The sequence below is a fragment of the Natronomonas salina genome, from assembly GCF_013391105.1.
In the GTDB taxonomy this organism is placed as follows: domain Archaea; phylum Halobacteriota; class Halobacteria; order Halobacteriales; family Haloarculaceae; genus Natronomonas; species Natronomonas salina.
The window spans coordinates 1,591,017-1,611,281 of record NZ_CP058335.1; the positions used below are offsets into that span (position 1 = coordinate 1,591,017).

A 20,265-nucleotide genomic window follows, 5' to 3' on the forward strand; every position below is an offset into this window, starting at 1 on the left:
CTGGCCCAGTCGATTCGGCGTGCGCGTGGCCACCGTGGAGCGGGAGCCCCATAGCTCCATCTCGGCCGGTCCCGAAAAGGCTGTTTCGGGGGCGGCGATTTGGCGCGATAGCCTCTCGAGCCGTGTCGGGGGCTGCACCACCTATATGCCACCCCTCTGCGACCGGGTGAGGTATGGAATCCTCCAATCCAGAGTCGGAGAGTGGCGATTTCTTCGACGGCCCCGTCGAGACCCTGTCGCTCGGACTCGCGTACGTTCTCGTGGGGATCGGCCTGTTCTATAGCGTTGCGACGGACTCGACGACGCTGTTTCGCATCGTTCTCGTCGCGATACTCCTGCTGGTAGTCGTCTCGCTGTACGTCCTCTACAGGCGAGAGGGTCTGCTGACGGCAGAGAACGGGCTGATCGGCGGCTTCGTTCTGCTGGCGATGGCACTCCTGGTCGTGCTCTCTGCGTTCACCGCGCTCCCATTCGAGGTGGTCTTTGGCGTCGTCTTCGTCGTGGGCGTCCTCGTCCCCGGCGCGATCCTGGAGTACACCGAGTTCGGAAGTGCCGACTAGTCGACGGTAGCGCATTTCTAGACCGCTGCTGTCGTGAAAACCGCTCGCAGATGAGTCAGACCGGCTCCGCTGTGAGAGACAGCGAGGCGCGAGAAGGTTCGGTGATCGTCACTCGGTCGGCGAGACGCTCTCCAGGTCGCCGAGGTAGGTCTGTCGTTCGACGGTGCGCTGGCCGTCCTCGTCGCCGACGGTGAGGCTGTAGACGCGGCCACCCATCACGCCGGTCAGCTGGTCGTCGTCGGTCTGGACGAAGAGCCCGCGTTTGTCGCCCTCGCCCGGCGTCTGCAGGACGGACCCCGTCCGGGAGACCTGCCCGCCCGAGCGGTTGGATTCGTACGTGACCTCGACGACGTCACCGGTGGCGATGTCCTCGAACATATCTCGATACTCGAACGGGGGTCCCGTAAACCTGTGGCAGGCAGCAGGAATCAGACCGTCGTACTGACGCCGAATTCCCAGTCCAGTTCGCGGGTCTTCCCGGACGCCCACCTGACCTCCGTCGTGGCAGCTATGGACTGCGGCGTATCGCTCTCGCCCTCCCAGTAGGGAGCGTACGCCCCGCCGTCGCCGATTCGCGTCTTCGGATCGACACCGATGGTCCCGGCAGCCAGCGGCATCGTCGTTCGGAGGGTCGCGACGTCGAGCCGACCGCTTTCGACCGTGTACTCGGCGCTGGTCTCGGCGTCGTAATCCTGGGCCGGCGAGTAGATGCCCAGCGCATCGGCGTCCGACGGCAACGAGAGGCCCGTTTCGATTCGCCGGGCTCGACTGTCGGCGGCGGGTTCGACACCGCTCCAGAGCCACACCTGCGACGCCGGCGTGCCGTCCGGCGCGTCCGGGAGACCGAACATGCCCAGCAGGTGCGTGGAGGACGTCTCGTCGGCGTGGTCGAGCGTGCCCGTCCACGCGCCCTGGAACGATACCTCGTGGTTCGGTTCCGCTTCCGCGGTACCCCACACGCCTCTGGAGCCGAATGTCTCGTGACTCCCTGCGGCAGCCGCCCGGAACTCCGAGGCGGTGAGATCGCTGTCGGCGAGGTCGATGCGTCGCTCTCCGTCGACTCGTTGGCTGTCGTCGCCGAGTGCACTACAGCCGGCGAGCCCCGTCGCGACGCCGGCACCGAACACCCCGATGAACGCTCGTCGATTCACGTGTCGAATCTGGCCGGAAGCCACCTCGAACCTTCCGGTGAGTCAAAGACCCGTTGTACATACGCAGTGGGTCGTCTGGGAAGCGGGGTCCGATAGGGCAGGCGAGCCGACCTGTAACCAGTGATAAAGTAAATTCTAGTCAAACCCTAACCGATAATCTCCTTCTCCCGGTTGCCTCGACTGGAATGCAACGGGGGGTCGACCCATCGAACGAGCCATCGAGTCGTACAGACCAGTCCATCAGTCCGTCGAGACGCCGGCTGCTGACCGCCATGGGTGCCGCTTGCATCCCGGCGGTCGCCGGCTGCAGCGAATCGTCCTCCGACGAACCGAGCACACCCACAACGACACCGACCGGAACCATGCAGCAGTCCACCGACCAGAACGACGCTATCGACCCGCGATTCGGCTACATCGGTACCGACGACGGCAGCAAACCCGTCGAACCAGATCACACCATCAATCTCCAGATCAAACCCCGCGAGAATGCGCCACTTCCGGAGTTCTACTTCGAACCGACCGGCCTGACCATCGACGTCGGGGATACCGTCCAGTTCAACCTCGCGACCCCACACCACAACGTGAACGCCTACCATCCAGGCTTCGGCTACACCCAGCGCGTCCCCGAGGGCGTGGCCCCGTTCTCCTCGCCCATCCTCGCCGCTGGCGACTACTGGCTGTACACGTTCGAGTCGGAGGGCGTCCACGACATCATGTGTGCGCCACACGAGGTCTTCGGGATGGTCGGCCGCATCGTCGTCGGCTCGGCCTCCGGCCCCGGAGCGAACCCGGTCGGAGAGGCACCCGGCGACGAGCGGGCCCGACCCCCGGAGTACACCGCGGCGCTCGTCCTCACCGACGACGCCATGCAGCCTGACAACATCGTCGAGCAGGGTTCGGTCTCCTGGAGCGACCTCCAGAAGGAGAGCAAGCGACCGATGCTCGAGCCCGTCGAAGAGGAATAGCGGCCAAACGGTCACGGACCGGACCCTGAGATGAGTCTCAGAGTCGATTCTTTGGACGACGTTTACGGCGGTCAGGGAGCCGAGGCTACGCGCTGAGCGTCGTCAGTCCGGCCCGCGTTCGGCATCGCTCGCATCCGCCGCTTCGATCCGCCGCCGACACTCGTCGCAGCGCTCCATGAGATCGTCCCGGTTCGCCGCCGTGTCGATCGACCCGAGGTCGAGGTCGTCCTCGTAGTCCAGCGGCGAGTCATGGTTCATCCCGCGGCGCCGTAGCTCCGCGGCCAGTTCGTCGTGTCGGCGCTGGATCAGCGAGGTATCCACCTGCTGGCGCTCCGCGTGCCCCTCGACGATGGCCGTCCCGTGCGGGTGGTTCTCGATGGTGCCGGCCTCCTGGTGCATCTCGGTGTGCTCTCCGAGCAGGTGCTGGTCGCAGAGCAGCGTCGGGTCGATGCCCCACATTCGTGTCATCGGTCTCTATCCCTCTGCAGGACTATCGGGGCCGAGGCCCGATAAGCACTGTATCTATCGCACACTGAAACCCTCACTAGCCCTAACTATCGAACCGGGGAGTATGCACCATGTCCCTCCACGACGGTCAGCGCCGAGCCAGTCACACAACCAATCCGGTCGTGTTTGAATTCGCCATCGTCACCGCCGTCTTCGGTGGGCTCTATCTCTGGCAGGAAGCGCTCCGGGGGAGTATCCTGTCGCTCTTCGACCTATCCTTCGGCGGGGTACTCGCCGACGGCCTCGTCTACACCGGCCTGTTCCTCGGCGGCCTCGCCGCCTTCGCCGTTCCCTACGCACGCTACCGCGGCATTCGAATCGGCCTGTCGCTCCCGACGCGAACCGACGCCCGAGTACTCGGCCTGGCAGCCGTCGGCCCTGTCGCACTCGCGGCCCTCACGAAGCTCGTCGGCGTGCTCACGGGCGTCTCGTACAGCTCGCTGACCATGACCGCCGTGGCTGCTGACGCGCCGCTGACGCCGGTCCTGGCGATCGCCGGGCTCGGTATCCTCCTCGGGACGCCCGCGCTCGTGATCGTCTGTCAGGTCTTGGTCCAGGGGAGCTTCGAGCAGGCGGTCGGCAGCACTACTGCCGTCGTCCTGACGCCGCTGGTCGCCGGGTTCGCACTGTTGAGCGAGACGGGCGGCCTCGGTCCCGTCCCCGACCTCGGGAAGCTGATCGGGGTGGTGCTGTTCACGCTCCTGCTGGCTGGCAGCGTGGCTGGTGCGCAAAGAATCGGCAGTGGCCGACGCCGGATTCTGGCTGCCACGCCTGTTGCCCTGTTCGTCGCCGTCGTCGTCCTCTCGGGTATCGCCGAGATCGAGTCCGTCGCCGGCGGCCTGTTCGTCTTGCTGCACTTCGCCGTCCTCGGCATCGCCGCATACGGTTACGAGCGAAGTGACTCCCTCCTCGTGCCAGCGGTCACCTACACGAGTCTCTTGCTGGCGAACTCGCTGATCGTATACTTCTTCGAGGCAGGGATGCAGAGCTGGTGATCTGCGAGGGCGGAACTTCCTGAACTCGATCTTCTCCTCGCATCTTTTACTGAGCTATATCGTTAGAAGGGCAGCAGTGGGGACCCGCCCATTGCAGCCGTCAAATGCGGACGTCGGTCAGCACAGTAACAGGAAGAACCAGTAGGGCAGGCGGATGAGACGGTCGTCCTGCACGGCGATCGGCTCGTCGGTCGAGACAGTATCGCCGACGAGCAGGAGGCCGACGGGGGCGTCGTAAGTGTCGAGGAACTCGGTCAACGCCGCCTCGACCGAATCGACGGGCGGTCGATAACCGAAGCCGACCGGGACTGGTGTTCCGTCCACCTCGAAGATGAAATCGACAGTGTCCTCGCGGCCGCGCCAGTACTGGACCGACGGCTCGACGGTCCGCCCCTGGATCGCTTCGACGCCGTACTGGAAGCGCATCGTGTGATCGAAGGCGGCCGCCCGTGCGAGGTCTGCCTCGCGGTCGAAATCGCTGAGCACCCGCGATGCGTCCCCGTCGGCGAGCGCCGTGACGAGACCGGTGTCGCGCAGGTAGAGCCGAACCGAACGCGGTCGGCTGTTGTCGTATTCGGTCACCCCGTCGAGGAGGTACAGCTCCGACAGCGCCGGCAGGTAGCTGTCCGTGATCGTCCGTCGGTCGACGTCGAACAGGTCGACCAGTCGCTGGTAGCGGATCGGATCGCTTGCACAGTCTCGAGCGGCGAGTGCACACAGCCGCTCGAGGTCGGCGATCGTCTGGATGGTCTCGAAGCCGGGGACGTCCTGATAGAGCGCGTCGCGGACGTCCTTGCGGAGGCGCTCGTAGTCGCGCCGCGATAGCTCGCTCGCGGAATCGACGACGCCCTCCTGGCTGTAGCTGAGGACGCCGCCCATCGCCAGGTAGTCGACGACCTGCGACTGGATGCGGCGGGTGTCGTCGGCGATGCGGTCGTACTGCTCCCGCAGCCCCTCGACGAACAGGTCGATGTCACCCGTCTCGACGGCCGTCGGCAGGGACTGCTCGCCCGTTCGGAGTGGTGTTGGCGACACGCGTTTGTCGTCGGCTTCCAGGTCCGGATACAGCGTGTAGATGTAGTCGCGGAACTTCTCGGGGAGGATCGGCTGGACGTCGTACTCGGAGGCGTCGATCCCGACGCGGTCGAGCTCGCGTTCGACCTGGATGCCGGCGCTCGCGGTGACGATCACGTGCCGGTCGGGGGCGTCGAGAAGCTCGCTGACCGGTCGGCCCCAGCCGGTGCTGTTGGGTTTGCTCGCGTGCTCGACCTGGTGGACGTCGTCGAGCACGACGAACTGTGGGGTCGGGTCGTCAGCCCGGCCCAGAATCCGGCTCTCGTAGTAGCGGACGGCCTGCCGGAGCTGCTCTGCGGACTGGAGCTGATAGAGCGGGTCGGCGTCGAAGGGGACGTAGAGGAACTGCTCCGGGTCCGCCCCCGCTTCGATGCGATGCTGGACGAACTGCTCGAGGAGCGTCGACTTCCCGACGCCCCGTCGGCCGACCAGCGCGGAGATGGGGTGGTCCTCGAACTGGCTGATCGCCTCGTCCGGGCGGGCGAGGTGATAGAAGTCGCTCTTCTGGCGTGCGGGCAGCGAGAGTGAATCGACGCCGTCCTCCCACCATGGATTGTGATCGTGTAGCCGACGCAAGAGCGCCCCACTCGCCTCGTCCGTGCTCATATCGGTGTCTTGTCCCTCATTCTAGACCCTGTACGATGACTGTTACGGATGATCGCTTTCAGTTGTCAGACCATTACCCGCCGGAAATCTACGCCCGAATGTGCTTTCTGCGCTATTAACTCACCTCTAGATGCATCTAGACAGAAGGTTTAAACCAACAACCCTCATACTAGAGCGTGCGAAGTCCCCGAAAGGCACATCGCGATGTTGGTTATGGTGTGCCAATCTGGGGATGGAGCGTGTGTATCGGTCCGGGTCGCAATCCAGGCAGTACGGCCCGGTGACCACCGACTGCGACCACCAACAGATGGATTCAACTGACACACTGCGAGGCGGGACTCGGCACGAACTCACCGTGGAACCCGGCGCGTCACCGGGTCGCGACGGTGAGGGGGACAGGGCCCGGCAGTGGATCGGCGACGAGGACGAGACAGGCAGCCTGTTCGGCCCTCCCAGCGTCGACCCACAGCCGGCCCTCCGGACCGGGGTGACATATCGGTTCGCGGGCATCTGGGGATGCACCCACGTCGCCCCGGTGGCCGGGTGTGCCGAGACAGCACAGCAGGCGATCCAAGGGGAGGACCGGACCTGTAGGGGGTCACTCCCGTGTGGGGAGTCGAATGACGAAGGGGACCTCACCATCGACGACAGCGAGTTTGAACCCCTCCGTCCGCTGCAAGCGACTCTACTCTCGGCTGCCCCGGAGGTGACGGGGGATGTGTGAGGCCGCCGAGTGCGACGTCGAGTACGAGACGAAAGGCGACATCCGACCGTCGGGGCTCGACGAGTTCCGATCATTCCTCGCCGAGCAAGCCGACGCGGCAGCGTACGAGCTCGCGTACACCGACGACGAGGGAGACCACCAGCGGCTCGTCGCGAAGCTGCGTGTCATCGAACGGACGGTCGAGCGCCCGGCCGCAGCGATCGCCGTGGCGTGTACGGCACTCACGCCGGATGAAGACGACTGGACCGTCCGTCTCGACAGTATCGACCGGGTGACCGCCCTGGAACTACCGTCGGATGAGGCCCTCACAGGGGAGCCCACACCGAAGTACGATAACGCCGGTGCGTTCCTGAATCTCGCTCGGGTGGCACCCGAGCGGATCGACGTCCCGGATCTCGTCGCGTTCCTGCGGGGCGCCGACGACGACGGCCGGGATGCGGGGCTCGGCGCCCTCCGGTCGGCGCTGCGTGCAGACCCGGAGTCGGCCGAGGTCGCAATACCGCTGCTCCGCGACCTGCTGGCCGAGGAGCACAACGTGACGCGCGTCCTCGAGATTTTGGCGACCGTCACCGGCGAGCGGCCGGCCGAGGTCGCACCGTTCGTCGAGGAGCTCAGGCCGTACCTCGGCGACGACGGAGAGCGTCGTGCCTACGCCGCGGAGTGTCTCTCGGATATCGCCGCCCACGACCCCTCGGACGTGATGGCGGCTGTGCCGGCGCTGGCGTCGCTCGTCGACGACCGCGACGACGGGGTCACCCACGCGCTGTTCGCGCTGAACCGGATCGCCGCGGAGCATCCCAGCGAGGTGCTGCCCGCGGCGCCGACGCTCTCCGACGCGCTCGCCGAGCCGTCGCTCTCGAGCTCGGATCGCCTGAACGCGACCGCGGCGCTCGGCCGGGTGGCCAGCGAGTATCCGGATGCCGGCCTCGACACCGTCGACGACCTCGTCGAGCTCCTCGATTGTGACGATCCCAGACTCCGGGTGAACGCGACCGGCGTGTTGAGCGACGTGGCCGTCGTCCACAGCGGTGCGCTCGTCCCGCACGTCGACGAGCTCGAGTCGCTGCTGTACAGCGACGACGAGTACACCCTCATTAACACGTCGGCCGGCCTCGGCCGGATTGCGGAGGTCGAACCCGAGGCAGTCGAGCATTTCACGGATCGCTTCGTCGAGCTGCTCGACCACGACCAGGAGGTCGTCCGCGAGAACGCCTGCTGGGCGCTCGGCTACCTCGAAGCCGAATCGGCCCTCGAGCGTCTCGAAGCGGTTCGACTCGACGACGAGGCGGAACGCGTCCGCAACATCGCCGCCTGGGCGATCGCCGAGATCGAGGGGTGGGCGTAGCCAGGCGGCCGCGACCACATCGACCGGCACGACTGCATCGCGCGTTCGAACATCACGGCTCGACACTACTCAACCAATGACAACGAAAACCCACGTCACGTTCGTACTAGATTCCTCCGGCTCGATGGCAGCTATCGAGGACGACACCCGGGGCGGCTTCAACGTCTTCCTCGAAGAGCAGCGCGAAGAGGAGGGGGACGCGACGGTGACGCTGTACAACTTCGATACGAACGTCGAGTGCGTCTACCGGATGGCACCGATCGAGGCCGCCGACACGCTCGATACGGACAACTACCGCCCGGGCGGACAGACGGCGCTGCACGATGCCCTCGCGACCGCCATCGACGAGACCGCCGACGGGATCGAGGGGCTGGCGGAACCCGACCGACCCGAGAACGTGATCGTCGTCGTCCTGACCGACGGCAAGGAGAACGCCTCGGAGACACCCCAGCAGCGGGTACGGGAGAAGGTGACCTATCGGCAGACGGAGGACGACTGGGAGTTCCTCTTCATCGGCGCCAACCAGGACGCCGCGCTCACCGCCGAGAGCATGGGGATGGCCGCCGAGAAGTCACTCGACATGCACCACAGCGGCGACGGTGTCAAGGCGGCACAGGAGTCCACCTCCAAGAGCATCAGCCGCGCCCGCAGGGAGGGTTCGACCGGTGGGTACGACGAGAGCGACCGAGCCCAGCAGAACGATCCCGAGAACCGCTAATCAGTGTAGATATCGACGGTAGCTAACTTCGGCCGACTCAGAGTGGGATTAGCTCGTCAGGTATCTCCATGTGAGGATACAGCGCTCCTTTAGCTGCAGAAGGCCTGTCGATTAGAGATCCCCGCGAAGGTGGATCTTCTCGTCCGCTTTGGTCTCGATCGCATCCTCGTGGACGTCGTACTCGTCGGTATCGCTGTCGGCCCATCCGAGGTCTGCCTTGGTCGTCTCCAGGAGTGACGGATCCGGATCGACGGAGGCCGTCTGGTTCGTGATTTCCGTCACGATACCGAGTGTGTTCCCGCTCGCGTCGACGACTTCCTTGCCCTCGTCAGCGTCTGTAAGAGTTACGCTCACTGTACGTTCGTTCGCCAGCTCCCCGGTAGTAGGTTCGGGCTGCACTTGCAACCGGAAGGTATCACCCGCCGTCTCTGAATCGACGAGCGTCCCGCACTGATTCTGCTACGGTCCCCAGCTCGATTCACGCCCTCGATCGAGCAGCCGATTCGAGTCATCGGCTACGATTTCACGAGAGCCAACTGGTTCGTGTGATTCCTCGCGGTTCGTCCAGCCGGACGGCGATTGAACACCTTGAATCACTCGTCAGCTATCATCTTTACATAATAGAAAATCTCCCGATATATCGTTGTCGTATGGAGTCGAATTATTATTACTCACACCGCACAGCCCACGGTGGTGAAACCGGAATTTCAGTCGCGCTTGCTTGCATAGTCGAATGACAGAGGAACTGTTACAGAGAATAGCCATCGAGAACGCTGTGAATCCCAAATTCCTCCGAACTTAGATGCATCACCGACAGATCGTGGAGATGATGAAGGGCCTATGTTGAGAGTTTCGAGTGAAACCCCTTTAGCACCGTTCTGCGCCTTCGTCAGCTGTGATAGACACATTCCTCCTGTAGACTGTCGTACCGTCTGCTGGTTCTTGGGATTTCCTCACCGAACCTGATGCGATAACATATTTGATATATAATAGTTCTCTCTACCCTTCAAATTTCGTATGGTTAGATATGGTTGGATTGTAGGTGAGTCCCTATCGACGACTCTCCATACTCGTTGTGATCGTGCTACTCGACTTCAAGTTCTCTACAAGCATATTTTCCGATCGTTCTACTACCCGTCCAGTAGAATACGTACAGCAACTAACCCGGCCCGATACAGACAGCTAACCCGATATCGTCGCTCAGAGGTCGGTGATGCGATGATAGTTGTCGTCAAGCGCCTCGGCGTCCTCCGGCAGCAGAGCTACGATGAGGTGGTCGCTGTACTCTTCGAGATGGTTCACGAGCGTCGCGATTCGGTCCGAATCGATCGCCTCCAGCGAGTCGAGGAGCATGAACGGGACCGTCTCGTAGACGTTGTGGGCGAGGTAGCCCGCCAGCGCGAACACGAGTCCGGTCACCTCTCGTTCGCTCTCGCTCAGGTGCTCGATCGTATCCTCGTACGTCGCGCCACTCTCGGTTTCGCGGATGATGTGCAACTCGAAGATGCGTTTCGTGACCTTGCGTCGACCCTCGCGGACCTCGCGTTCGACCCGCTCCAGCCAGATGCGCTCGAGGTTCCGGTACTCGAGGATGTCCAGGACGGTGTCCATGTGCTCGTTGAACGCCTCGATGGCCTGGGACTCGATCCGATCGATCTTCGTCCGCAACGTCTCGATCTCGGCGTCGATCTCGGCGCGACGCTCGACTAACTCACTTTCGTCGTCGAGACGGGCCTCGATCTCGGCGATCTCGGCTTCGACGTCTTCCAGGTCGCCCTCCAGGCGTCCCAGTTCGTACTCGTACTGGTTGGCTTCCTTGTGGAGGTCCAGGACCTCTTCGTACGAGTCGTCCTCCAGGTCCGCGATCTCGGCTTCGAGGGATTCGATCTCGTCTTGGAGTTCCTCACGTCGATCGCCGAGCCGGTCGATGGTCGCCTCGCTCGTCTCGATCTCGGCTTCCGCCTCGTCGATGCGACGCTCGAGTTTCTCGCGCTTCCGTTGCTGCTCTCGGAGCTCCCGGATCTCCGTCGACAGCTCGTCGATCTCTGACTCGATGTCGTTTACCTCCCCGAGCTTGTTCTGACTGAGTTCCTGGAGGCGACTGACGGTCGTCTCGATCTGGTCTTCGGGGACCTCGCTGCCACAGGTCCAGCAGGTCACCGTCTCGTCGGGCAACAGTTCCTCGGTGACGTCGTCCGCCGGCTCCTCCAGTGCGTCCAGCACGTCACCGCTGGCGTCTTCCAGCATCTTCCGGTTGAACCCGATGACGCTCTGTATCTCGTTGACCTCCGACTCGAGGCGGCGTTTCTTCTCACGCAACTGGTCGCGCCGTGACTCCCGCTCGTCGATGTCCCCGATCGGCGCTTCCGGGAGTTCGTCGAGCTCGGCCGCTGCCTCCCGCTTCTCGGCCCGGATGGATTCGAGGCTCTCGCGCTCCGTCTCGAGGTCGTAGCGGACGTCCTCGATGGTCGAGCGCTTCACCCGGAGCTCCTCTAACCGCTCCTCGAGTTCGGCCTTCTCCTCGCGTGTCTCCTCGACGTCCGCGTCGCGCTCTTCGATCTCCTCCTCCAGTGACGCCAATTCCTCGCTCGTCTCCTCGATCTCATCGCGAAGCTGCGTCCGGCGCTCCTCCAGCGACGGGAGCCGATCCTTCAGTGAATCGAGCTCCTCCAGTTCGCGTTCGACCTCTTTTCGCTCCTCGACGAGCCGGTCGATCTCACGCTGGATCTCGTCGGTATCGATCGGCCGCATGATGAGATCGCGAAGGTTCTCTTGGGTGACGACCGCTCGTCGGGCTTCGTTGGATTCGAGCAGGAACGCGAAGAGGTCCGCTATCGTCGAATCCTCGAGATAGGGGTCGCCAGTACTGCTGAACGACGTCCCCTGACGTGTCAGTTCGCGGGTGTACGTCTCCCCCTCCAGCTCGAGTTCGACAAAGGCCTCGTCGGCGTCGCCCTTCATCGACACCTGGTCACTGCCGAGGGCGGCCATGATCGCTTGGAGGAACGACGTCCGGTTCGTCGCGTTCTCGCCCTTCAGCACGGTCACACCCGGAGAGAACGTAACTTCGGTCTCGTCGATTCCGCCGATGTTCCGCGCCCGTATCGAGACGGGGTCAGTCTTCTGACGAGAACTCATTACGTGGGTCTCACGCGGGACGTGACGTAAATGTAGTGACTGTAATCATCAAGGACTACGGAGCACAGTCGCAGCTCCCTGATTCGAGGAGTTCGAGGACGTCGTACTGGGTGTTGCAGTCCTCACAGACGACGCGGACGTCGACGAGCGTTCGGAACGTGCCGATATCGAGTGCGCCGCTACTCTGTAATTGTTCCAGTTTCCCCTCCGTGACCGAGTCCACTCGACCCCGTAACTGCTGGATGTTCGTGATCTCCCGTTCCAGCGGATCGGTCTCGTCTGGGGTGTACTCGGCGTCACGGTACTTCGTGAGATAGCTGCGGATCGCCTGGTAGGTGACGAACTCGTCCTGCAACCGATCGACGTCGATTCCATCCCGTTCGAGCCGACGACGTGCACGTGTCCGGTCGGCACTCCCGACATCGTCACTGTTCAACAGACGATAGGTGTTCTCGACCTCGCCGTCGAGGGTCTGGACGCCATTAGCCTCCATCGCCGCCTCCAGTACGGCTTGATTGAAGTGGTCCGCGAGGTCGCGTAGACTCCACCGATCCTCGTCGTCCGTCCAGCGTCGTTCCATCTCGGCGCCCAGCCCCTGGAGGTCGTACTCGTCGATGAGGCGTCCCACCTTGCTGCGTCTCCCCCTCCCCGACGTATTAGAGTCCTCCGTCATGTCCTTACACCGAATATACGGGGCCTCACGGAGAACCTTTCGTTGAGACCTGAGACCGGGTCACCTCCGCTCACACGCCTGTAACAAACATAGCTGTGTTATCGAAATATCGAACCTAGTGCCAGCATCATGGCACTATTCTTATTATTTTTCTATCCATATTTTGTCTTTATGAGTACTGAGCATCAATAACACCAGTTTCCGCATATAAGCCAACTTATCCGCATCTTTCCGGGCCTCTAACGCGAGTAGACGTTTACATCTATATATTTCGTTTTATACCTTGCTATCGCCTATCTATGTCCTTCTCAGTCAGTTTTAGCCATTACACGTTAGAAAGTTTATGCATAATATCTGAAATTGATGTCGACAGGTTATTTGCTAAAACGGATATCGCATGATCGCCGCTCGATTAGCGGGCCACTCCCTAGAGATACACCCTTCGGAACCCTATATATCGAAGATACAGCCAAATTCAATTCCGAAACGTGAATACTGCTGATAGCTGTACACGATTACGGCTACGAAGTGCAGAGATGGTGGGTGTTGTTTCCGATCTGGCGAGTCGAAGTCGGTGTAGAGAACAGGCTAACCTGGTGATATCGAATCGCGGCTGTAAGAAGTTCCTCAGTCGAGGCTGCATCTCAGATATGGAAAACGGTGGATACAACCCCGTTCTTCGGGGGGTGTGACGGGTTTCAGTGATCGCGGCCTAGTGTTGCGAACGCCAGATCTGGTGACGGAGCCGAACGGCCAACCCCCGCTGGGAGAGGTCCTGGTTCGGGAGCCAGCGGCCGGTTTGCCTCGGTATCGAACCCGGTGAGCGAACTCGCCATGCGGCACGGGCGCCCTCGTGTAGGCGGTGGTTCGGCAGGTCCGCTTCACACCTGGACACGAACTGCTCACTTTCGGAGCGGGTTCGAGCCTGTGGACGCGGGTCTGCGGTCGTAACAGACCGCCTCTCGCTGTTCCTGGAAAGGACGCGGGTGTGAGTGATGGAAGGGACTGTGGATCGGAGCCAGGGATGGCAATCGTGCCCAGCAGCCCCGTTCGATTGAGCTTGCAGAGGGCGTCCACCGAGTACCAAGGCGACTGCACATGATAGCGAATCGCGCTGGCCGACGTGCTGCAATCGGCACGCGCGGCGAGCGCGCTTGAGACCGGTCGGAGACGACGTCGACGGCCGCTTGGAGGTTCAGTTCGGCTCGCATGATGCCTTGAGTGTGTCGCCGCTCTCGAGCGTATAGCTGGTCCGAACCCACTCATCACGCCGGTGCGGAGTAGTGGGCATGCTTCCCGGTTACGCCGTTCGCGATATCACTACCGATGACGTGCGGTCCGCCATCCGGCTGTTCGGTAGTGGTCTCGCCTGTACGCTGCTCCTCGGCCTCCTCGCCGGCTGTGTCTTCATCGTCCTCCTCCTGCCGCTGGCCATCCTGGCGACGCTGCACCCGACGCTGGCGTTCGGTGGCGTGCCCCCGACCCAGTACCCACCCACCTATCTCGCTATCCAGGCGGTCTGGACAGTCCTCTTTGGACTCGGGCTGCGTACTATCGCCCGAGGACTGGAGCTCTCACCGGCCTCCATAGCCGCGACAGCATTACCCGAGGCGTACCCGTCCACGCCGCGCAACGAACGCGTCGCCGGTCTGATCGCTGTCATCGATTCCACCGACCAGGAGTAATCCGACCGAGAACGCAATCGGCGTGCTCACCGAGTTAAAGAGGTGAGAACAGACGGGGAAACTGCTAGCCCGCATGTTTTGATTATTTTGGTAACAAATCTTTACTCCGTGGATGCGGCATTATCGATTGTCGGGTTACGTGGCCCGACAGCACTCCACGCGAGATGTGTCACCCATTCGATCTGCCAGGATCCACCGACGCCCCACCCCTCGTCTCAACCCCCCGGTGGATTCTCGCGAGTACCAATCACTTTCTCCGGGTGACACCCCCTGTCCCACTTGTAGAGACCGATCCGGAGTAGGTGATCTGAGAACATCCTCTGAACGCGGAGGAGACAGAACCGCCTGACTGCTCGATCCTCTGCCGAACGAGGCCGCAAAGAAGAGTAGTCTCGACCAGTCAGATGGGTATCCCTTCTGCGCCGAAAATTCCGATGGACGTACTCCATCTGTCCCCCACGAGGAGGTAGTCCACTCGTCTTCGTGAGTCGTTAGTTCAGCCAGTTGGGGTCGGATTTACTCCAGGGTCTTCGGGGTGGATCAACCCTTCAGTCGTCTCTTCTCATCAGTTAGCTGTCTGTCACCCAGAATCTAGATAACGCCGTTCCTTATCCGTATCACCGACGAAATACGGATGATGGATATCGCAACGACCATCGTTTCAAGGGTCGGAGAGTTAGCGCAGCGGGACCCCCTCGAGCTCCCGCCGCTGGCCGAGACGATCGACGTCGACGCACTCGAACGAGCGATCGACTCGGTTGACGGGCCATTCAGTATCCAGTTCACCTACTGTGGTTATACGGTGACGATCACCGGCGAAGACGACGTCTCGATCTGCGCCGTCACGGAAGGCGGACTCACCGATCCCAGCGGTCCGTCCCCCGAGCGTACCCGATTATAACGCCTCCAGTTCGGTTGTCGCATATCTGAGGTCGAATCGACACTGCAAACCTGCATGCCGACCTCACCTGCACCGAAGCCGGACTCCGTTACGCCTCGCTCGCTTCGAACCGTCGGGCCGCCTCGCCCATCGTCAGCACCTCGATTCCCCGGTCCTCGATCCACTCCAGCGTCTCGCGGATGCGGGCTTCCGTGACCTCTTCCTTGAAGGTGTGCGCCCCGAGGACGCCCAGTCCGCCGGTCGCGGCCACCTCGTCGAGAGCGCTCTGGACGGTCTCCCGGCTGGTGTACTCGACGAAGTAGTCCCGCTGGGTCCACAGCGGCTCGTACTCCCCGGGGTACGTTATGATCGACCCGTGGTCGCCGTTCGCGACGACCTCGTAGTACTCGCTGGCGAACCGCGCCGAGTACGCGTCGAACTGGTCGTACGGTGCGAGCAGCGTAGACACCTCGAAGCCGCGTCGCTCCAGGGCCTGCTTCGACTCCTGTAGCGTCTCGGCCATCAGCTCGGGCGGGTGGCGGATCTCGCTGTCGCCGGCCGCGAACGCCGTGTCGAGTGACTCGGCGAGCTCCACGTAACTCTCGCCGGACTCGTCGCGACCGCTGCCGGCGACCGTCGTGGCGACCGTCCGGTCGCCGTCGGTGATCTCGACCGGCTTGCCCGGGTGGTGGCCGTGGCGGATCTCGGCCGGATACACTCGCGAGTCACCCGCGGCGGCGTCGGCCGTCAATTCGAAGGACCCCAGCGGCTCGTGGCCGCTCGTGTGCGAGGCGATCTCCCAGCCGGCGGCGGCGAGTTCCTCGAGGTGGTCGACGGCCATCATCTCGCCGGTCGATCGAGACGTCCCGATCCACTCCGGGACGATACACGACGTCGCCGGGGCGTCGAACGCCCGGTGGGCCGGGAATGCCTTCGTGTAATCCGACAGCGGCCCGTCGTCGTAGACGAACGCGACCGCACCCCCATCCGGGAACGGCTCGGGGTCGTCATCGGGCGTTTCAGTCTCTGTTCCGGGATCGGAGAACTCGTCGTCGTCCGTCGGCGTGGCAGTTTCGGTACTGGGTGACTCGGTGCTGGCGAAGGAGAGACAGCCGGCGAGACCTGCGACGCCTGCGGCTGTGGCTAGTACACGCCGGCGCTGGACGCCGCGGCCTCCCGAACCCCGTTCGTCTGTTGGCGTCTCATCATCGTCAGCCATCGCACCCGCTCGTTCAGAGGGCATCTCTCAGGGCGATATCCCACGACGCACCTTGCTATGAACCGCTTAAGGACGAACATAGTACTCTAATAAACGTCATTAGAACAACAGTATGTGGTGATTATAGCATCCGAGTGAGGTTTACCAGGTGTCGACTGCCCCGGTCGATTCCTCGAAGTGAGTCTCTGTCACAGTTTCGTCGCGATCAGTTCGAGTGTCCGCAGGATGCGATACAGGAGATAGATGACTGTGAGGAGCACGAAGAAGACCATCGCGACGACCTCGTCCCAGGCGACGATTCCGACGACGATACTGATGAACAGTAGTCCGATAACGACCTCGATGGGATACGGCGACGTTCTCGGTTCGTCTGTAGAGGGCATAGCCCAGGGTGTTTCGCTCGGACGCCATTAACACTCGCATTGGCACGGCTCCCAGTCGATGGGCTCTCGAATCCGGCTCGCACGCCGAAGTCGTCGTACCGACCCGGGGACACCACAGAGATTTATGCGCGAGAATACTTTCACCAGATATGCCACACGGCCTCTTCCTCTGGCTCGGGGGGAGTGCGCTGACCCTCCTCGGAATATCGGGCGTGATCATCTATCTGGTCTTCCTCCGCAATCCTGTGTAGCAAGCGTTTCTGCGTCGGTCAGTCGGGCGTAGTGGGTATGGGATCGCCGTCATCGTCGGTGGGTCGCTCCCACGGGGCTATCGGAAGTGGGAACAGGCAGAGCTCGCAGAAGAACACGAGCCGAGCCCACGTTCGTCGACTGACCATACCGCTCGTTCGATTCCTGAGAGGAGAAATACGATGACCAGATACCCCTCGGGGCTTGGAGAACTCGAGGGTTCCGTTCATTCCCCGTGTTGTTACGGTGATCACAGCCTATGATATATGGTCGAAAGGGTATCCGTGGACACGACCTAGGCTCGTCCGCATGGGAGAACCGTGTCCGCGCTGTCGCGAACGGGTGTCAGAGACGGTGGATCGAACGCTCCTCGAATACGGTGTCGAACGGGTCTACGAATGCCAGGAATGCGATAACCAGTTCTCCGTCCGGGTCTGAGATCTACGGACCCTCTATGGATTGAACCGGTTCCGTGGATGCACGTGGCGACTACCAGGCCGACGAGACAGAATTTTCCCTCTATGCCATCCGATTTAGCGGGCGCCGCCTCGAGTATCACGCCCGTTGGAGCGACCGGACACCTAACTCTAAAGGGGAGATACCGAAGTACGTGCGTCTGCTTTGTCTAATTGTAATGTCAGAGCCTGCCACGGGCGATGAGCGAGACGATGGCATCGAACTCCAACCGACCCGCGATGGTGGGTGGGCATGGGTCGATACGCGGTCTGATAGCCAGGGGCCGGATGTAATCGATACGGTCGAAGATGTCGAGTATGCCGCTATCTCGTGTGTGGTCAACGGCGTCGACCACCTCCAGATCACCGAGGTGGACGCTGAAAGCGAGGACGCTGGAACGGCCCTGGATTGTACGATACAGTCGTCTCACTTCTACGACCTCGACGAAATGCGGTAGTTGCGTCTGGCGCCCATCGCTTCGTAGTCCGCCTATACCGACGTCTACTGAGTCATTACCAAAGTCCGATGGGCGATTCGTGACGCCCGTGATGACGAAGACGAGTGCAGGAAGTGGTCCCGAGGATGCCATCGAACCCGTTCGGACGGCCGATGGGTGGGCGTGGGTCGATACGGATTGTGAGGGACCGGGGACGCGCCTCATCGAAGAGGTCGATGTTGTCAAATACGCCGTCACCCCCCGTGATATCGATGGCGTCGATCATCTGCAGATCGAGGAATCGACAGCCCAGACCGTCGGGCCAGTCTCCCCGTCAGGCCGTGTGATCTGTTCGTCGCACTGGCTGGATCTCGAGGAGATGCGGTAACTACTCTACTCCGTTCTGCAGGTCGCCCCTCACCGCCGGTGTCGAGTCTCGAGTGCTCAGACACTGCATGCTTCAGTACCGCCAGTTCGCAAACAAAAACGGGGAGGCAGGTAGCCTAGAGGAGCCGAATTCGATGAATCGATTGCTACAGCATCTGCGTAAGGAGCTCGTCCTGATTACGAACGAGTGCTTCGCCGCGCGCCGTCAGCTCGACGGTATTCTCCTCGTAGTTCATCGTGACGATTCCGTAGTCGGCTAACTTGGGGATATCCCGATGATAGAGCGAGAGGTAGCAATGTTCGGCCTCATTCTCCGTGACTTCGTCTCCAGGGTTATCGCGGGTTCGCTGGACGATCTCTTTCGAGACGTCCGCCACGGCGAGAGGGACGTCTCGCTGGTCGAGACAGGCGAGGAGGGCTCGACGCATTGGCTGGCTTATGAGACGCAAAACGGTGTCCCGCGACAGATCATCGACCGGGGCTGGAGGGTGTTCTGCAAACTGTTGTCTGGAAACCATCAGTATATGAGAACCGTTGACAAAGCATACGCTCCTCGCCTCGCATGGGTGGGTCTATATATGCGATGTACGAGACGCGGGGAATCGCGATGGTGTTCGTGATCGTCTCGCAATTGGCCTTGTCAGGCCGGTCTCCGTCGGTGAACGGCGGAGAGACGAGTCAGCGCGTCGCTGCAAACCGGAGGAGGCCAAATCCCGGAATTGTCTGCACTGTCCCGCACGTCACTTGTGGCACGAGCCTTGAATACCGGCGCGACCATCGGTCGATTCATGGCTACACTCGACGGCGAACGGATCATCGTAACCGGTGCGAGTCGCGGGCTCGGTCAGTCCATGGCCGAGCGGTTTTCTGAGGAAGGCGCCCGGGTCGTGCTCACCGCACGCGACGAGGAGCGGCTGGACGCCGTCGCCGACGGATTGCCTGGTGAATCGCTGGTCGCGCCGGCAAACGTACGCCACGCCGACGCTGTCGACCGGGTCGTCGAGCGAACCGTCGAGGAGTTCGGCGGCATCGACACGCTAGTGAACAACGCCGGGGTGAGTCTCCTCGGGATGCAGGACGACCGGAAGGAACTGACGGACGTCACCGAAGACGAGTGGGATACCGTCCTGGAGGTCAACCTCAAGGGCGTCTTCCTGTTCACTCGAGCGACGCTCCCCCATATGTACGAGCAGGCGTCGGGCAACGTCGTGAACGTCTCCTCGGGGCTCGGTCGGCACGCAATCGGCGGCGCCGGCGCTTACGTCAGTTCCAAGTGGGGCCTCGAGGGACTCACCCGGGTGACCGCCCTGGAGGCGGAGAATCGCGGCGTCACAGCCAACGCCATCGACCCTGGCGGGCGTGTCGATACGGACATCTGGGCGCACCTGCCCGACGAGGAACGCGAACAGATCCTCGACCCCGACGTGATGGACGACGCCGCGGTGCTGTTGGCCGCCCAAGGACCCGACGGCGTGACCGGCGAGTCGAAGACTGCCGAGGAATGGGAGCAACGGCTGGAGTAGTCAACTTACCAATATCAAACTTTTATCGAAGATATCTTTCCTCGGATTCCTCCAAGAGGACTGAATCGATCAACCCAGCTCCGATACCTCAAATTCCGTATCATTTTGTAGCACCCCGAACCTGTGGAGCTACGTGGACTCCCGGTCAACAGTTAGGCTCCCACGCAGGTCGGGAAAATACTGTGCAAATCGAATACTTCAGTTCGAAATACAACGATACAGCAACTCTTTGACCTGTTTACCGCGTCCGTCTCACCGAAAACCGGGGGTTTCCCAAGAACAATCCATTTTCCAACGGATCTGACCGGGGTCGAAGCTACAGAGCGGCGCTCAGCCGCAAGAATACACGACGAAGCAGGCTGAAGAACGGGGGTCCAACAGGATGGCTGCGTGGTGGGCCCTCGGGATCGGGTTTCGGTGGGAGCAAGGCTGGCAGGCGGGTTGCAGCAGGGTTCTCGTGGCGGTCTGTTGATGGGCGTGGGGAAGTTGATCGGGACGGGCCGGTAGCGGCAATCGCGGCGTCGGCGGTTCGACCTGTTGGAATCTACTTCACCCCGGTGCTGTCGTGCGATTTTCACAGGTCAGCGAGTC

The 20,265-nt window shown here is 62.1% G+C and carries 20 protein-coding genes; 10 read left to right on the top strand and 10 right to left on the bottom strand.

The features are described 5' to 3' along the window. The first annotated feature begins 173 nt into the window (after positions 1-173). Positions 174-560 (top strand): DUF7987 family protein, encoded by a 387-nt coding sequence (locus HWV07_RS08485; RefSeq protein ID WP_178333883.1) that lies wholly within the window; start codon positions 174-176, stop codon positions 558-560. 108 nt (positions 561-668) lie between these two features. Here the strand turns inward: HWV07_RS08485 and HWV07_RS08490 are convergent, their stop codons facing one another. Both HWV07_RS08490 and HWV07_RS08495 read right to left on the bottom strand, forming a co-directional pair. Then, positions 669-938: a hypothetical protein gene (locus tag HWV07_RS08490; RefSeq protein ID WP_178333884.1), complete on the bottom strand. Its 270-nt coding sequence runs from the start codon at positions 936-938 to the stop codon at positions 669-671. A 50-nt stretch (positions 939-988) separates the two neighbouring features. Next, entirely contained in the window at positions 989-1,711 is a 723-nt protein-coding gene (locus tag HWV07_RS08495) for a hypothetical protein (protein WP_178333885.1), read from the bottom strand. 362 nt (positions 1,712-2,073) lie between these two features. Between HWV07_RS08495 and HWV07_RS08500 the strand changes: the two genes are divergently transcribed. Further along, on the top strand, positions 2,074-2,676 hold the full coding sequence (locus HWV07_RS08500) for a cupredoxin domain-containing protein (protein ID WP_178333886.1): 603 nt from the start codon (positions 2,074-2,076) through the stop codon (positions 2,674-2,676). Between the two features lie 102 nt (positions 2,677-2,778). Here the strand turns inward: HWV07_RS08500 and HWV07_RS08505 are convergent, their stop codons facing one another. After that, positions 2,779-3,144, bottom strand: a complete 366-nt coding sequence (locus tag HWV07_RS08505; RefSeq protein ID WP_246279854.1) for a pyrimidine dimer DNA glycosylase/endonuclease V — start codon at positions 3,142-3,144, stop codon at positions 2,779-2,781. 110 nt (positions 3,145-3,254) lie between these two features. On the opposite strand from HWV07_RS08505, the gene HWV07_RS08510 reads away from it, so the two are divergent. Further along, a complete protein-coding gene (locus HWV07_RS08510) occupies positions 3,255-4,178 on the top strand; it encodes a hypothetical protein (protein ID WP_178333887.1) in 924 nt (307 codons plus the stop codon). 117 nt (positions 4,179-4,295) lie between these two features. Here HWV07_RS08510 and HWV07_RS08515 read toward each other — a convergent pair whose 3' ends face one another. Beyond that, positions 4,296-5,858, bottom strand: coding sequence for an ATP-binding protein (locus HWV07_RS08515; RefSeq protein ID WP_178333888.1), 1,563 nt, complete (start codon positions 5,856-5,858; stop codon positions 4,296-4,298). Positions 5,859-6,574: 716 nt separating this feature from the next. Between HWV07_RS08515 and HWV07_RS08520 the strand changes: the two genes are divergently transcribed. After that, positions 6,575-7,927 (top strand): HEAT repeat domain-containing protein, encoded by a 1,353-nt coding sequence (locus tag HWV07_RS08520; RefSeq protein ID WP_178333889.1) that lies wholly within the window; start codon positions 6,575-6,577, stop codon positions 7,925-7,927. Between the two features lie 76 nt (positions 7,928-8,003). Then, positions 8,004-8,645 carry a vWA domain-containing protein gene (locus HWV07_RS08525; RefSeq protein WP_178333890.1) on the top strand — a complete coding sequence of 214 codons (642 nt, stop codon included), beginning with the start codon at positions 8,004-8,006 and terminating at the stop codon, positions 8,643-8,645. A 111-nt stretch (positions 8,646-8,756) separates the two neighbouring features. On the opposite strand, the gene HWV07_RS08530 is transcribed toward HWV07_RS08525, so the two are convergent. The 3 genes from HWV07_RS08530 to rdfA form a co-directional block, all read right to left on the bottom strand. Further along, positions 8,757-8,999, bottom strand: a complete 243-nt coding sequence (locus tag HWV07_RS08530) for a hypothetical protein (protein WP_178333891.1) — start codon at positions 8,997-8,999, stop codon at positions 8,757-8,759. A gap of 846 nt (positions 9,000-9,845) precedes the next feature. Beyond that, the gene (locus tag HWV07_RS08535; RefSeq protein ID WP_178333892.1) at positions 9,846-11,783 is read right to left on the bottom strand and encodes an archaea-specific SMC-related protein; all 1,938 of its coding nucleotides are present in this window, start codon (positions 11,781-11,783) and stop codon (positions 9,846-9,848) included. A gap of 55 nt (positions 11,784-11,838) precedes the next feature. Continuing rightward, entirely contained in the window at positions 11,839-12,411 is a 573-nt protein-coding gene (gene rdfA, locus HWV07_RS08540) for a rod-determining factor RdfA (RefSeq protein WP_246279855.1), read from the bottom strand. A gap of 1,376 nt (positions 12,412-13,787) precedes the next feature. Between rdfA and HWV07_RS08545 the strand changes: the two genes are divergently transcribed. Next, positions 13,788-14,141 carry a hypothetical protein gene (locus tag HWV07_RS08545; protein WP_178333894.1) on the top strand — a complete coding sequence of 118 codons (354 nt, stop codon included), beginning with the start codon at positions 13,788-13,790 and terminating at the stop codon, positions 14,139-14,141. 634 nt (positions 14,142-14,775) lie between these two features. Further along, positions 14,776-15,042 carry a HalOD1 output domain-containing protein gene (locus HWV07_RS08550; RefSeq protein ID WP_178333895.1) on the top strand — a complete coding sequence of 89 codons (267 nt, stop codon included), beginning with the start codon at positions 14,776-14,778 and terminating at the stop codon, positions 15,040-15,042. Between the two features lie 88 nt (positions 15,043-15,130). Here the strand turns inward: HWV07_RS08550 and HWV07_RS08555 are convergent, their stop codons facing one another. Together HWV07_RS08555 and HWV07_RS08560 are read right to left on the bottom strand one after the other, a co-directional pair. After that, the gene (locus HWV07_RS08555; protein WP_178333896.1) at positions 15,131-16,240 is read right to left on the bottom strand and encodes a polysaccharide deacetylase family protein; all 1,110 of its coding nucleotides are present in this window, start codon (positions 16,238-16,240) and stop codon (positions 15,131-15,133) included. Positions 16,241-16,428: 188 nt separating this feature from the next. Continuing rightward, complete coding sequence (locus tag HWV07_RS08560) at positions 16,429-16,623, bottom strand: hypothetical protein (protein WP_178333897.1); 195 nt, start codon at positions 16,621-16,623, stop codon at positions 16,429-16,431. Between the two features lie 883 nt (positions 16,624-17,506). Between HWV07_RS08560 and HWV07_RS08565 the strand changes: the two genes are divergently transcribed. After that, positions 17,507-17,785: a hypothetical protein gene (locus HWV07_RS08565; protein WP_178333898.1), complete on the top strand. Its 279-nt coding sequence runs from the start codon at positions 17,507-17,509 to the stop codon at positions 17,783-17,785. Between the two features lie 91 nt (positions 17,786-17,876). Further along, positions 17,877-18,152 carry a hypothetical protein gene (locus HWV07_RS08570; RefSeq protein ID WP_178333899.1) on the top strand — a complete coding sequence of 92 codons (276 nt, stop codon included), beginning with the start codon at positions 17,877-17,879 and terminating at the stop codon, positions 18,150-18,152. A 145-nt stretch (positions 18,153-18,297) separates the two neighbouring features. Here HWV07_RS08570 and HWV07_RS08575 read toward each other — a convergent pair whose 3' ends face one another. Continuing rightward, the gene (locus HWV07_RS08575) at positions 18,298-18,669 is read right to left on the bottom strand and encodes a DUF7344 domain-containing protein (protein ID WP_178333900.1); all 372 of its coding nucleotides are present in this window, start codon (positions 18,667-18,669) and stop codon (positions 18,298-18,300) included. Positions 18,670-18,939: 270 nt separating this feature from the next. On the opposite strand from HWV07_RS08575, the gene HWV07_RS08580 reads away from it, so the two are divergent. Next, on the top strand, positions 18,940-19,674 hold the full coding sequence (locus tag HWV07_RS08580; RefSeq protein WP_178333901.1) for an SDR family NAD(P)-dependent oxidoreductase: 735 nt from the start codon (positions 18,940-18,942) through the stop codon (positions 19,672-19,674). The last annotated feature ends 591 nt before the right edge of the window (positions 19,675-20,265 follow it).

Coding starts and splice junctions, on each gene's coding strand:
- HWV07_RS08500 (WP_178333886.1), top strand. CDS start 2,074: ATGCAGCAGTCCACCGACCAGAACGACGCTATCGACCCGCGATTCGGC.
- HWV07_RS08505 (WP_246279854.1), bottom strand. CDS start 3,144: ATGACACGAATGTGGGGCATCGACCCGACGCTGCTCTGCGACCAGCAC.
- HWV07_RS08510 (WP_178333887.1), top strand. CDS start 3,255: ATGTCCCTCCACGACGGTCAGCGCCGAGCCAGTCACACAACCAATCCG.
- HWV07_RS08570 (WP_178333899.1), top strand. CDS start 17,877: ATGACGAAGACGAGTGCAGGAAGTGGTCCCGAGGATGCCATCGAACCC.
- HWV07_RS08520 (WP_178333889.1), top strand. CDS start 6,575: ATGTGTGAGGCCGCCGAGTGCGACGTCGAGTACGAGACGAAAGGCGAC.
- HWV07_RS08565 (WP_178333898.1), top strand. CDS start 17,507: ATGTCAGAGCCTGCCACGGGCGATGAGCGAGACGATGGCATCGAACTC.
- HWV07_RS08515 (WP_178333888.1), bottom strand. CDS start 5,858: ATGAGCACGGACGAGGCGAGTGGGGCGCTCTTGCGTCGGCTACACGAT.
- HWV07_RS08525 (WP_178333890.1), top strand. CDS start 8,004: ATGACAACGAAAACCCACGTCACGTTCGTACTAGATTCCTCCGGCTCG.
- HWV07_RS08490 (WP_178333884.1), bottom strand. CDS start 938: ATGTTCGAGGACATCGCCACCGGTGACGTCGTCGAGGTCACGTACGAA.
- HWV07_RS08560 (WP_178333897.1), bottom strand. CDS start 16,623: ATGCCCTCTACAGACGAACCGAGAACGTCGCCGTATCCCATCGAGGTC.
- HWV07_RS08580 (WP_178333901.1), top strand. CDS start 18,940: ATGGCTACACTCGACGGCGAACGGATCATCGTAACCGGTGCGAGTCGC.
- HWV07_RS08575 (WP_178333900.1), bottom strand. CDS start 18,669: ATGGTTTCCAGACAACAGTTTGCAGAACACCCTCCAGCCCCGGTCGAT.
- HWV07_RS08555 (WP_178333896.1), bottom strand. CDS start 16,240: ATGGCTGACGATGATGAGACGCCAACAGACGAACGGGGTTCGGGAGGC.
- HWV07_RS08535 (WP_178333892.1), bottom strand. CDS start 11,783: ATGAGTTCTCGTCAGAAGACTGACCCCGTCTCGATACGGGCGCGGAAC.
- HWV07_RS08485 (WP_178333883.1), top strand. CDS start 174: ATGGAATCCTCCAATCCAGAGTCGGAGAGTGGCGATTTCTTCGACGGC.
- HWV07_RS08550 (WP_178333895.1), top strand. CDS start 14,776: ATGATGGATATCGCAACGACCATCGTTTCAAGGGTCGGAGAGTTAGCG.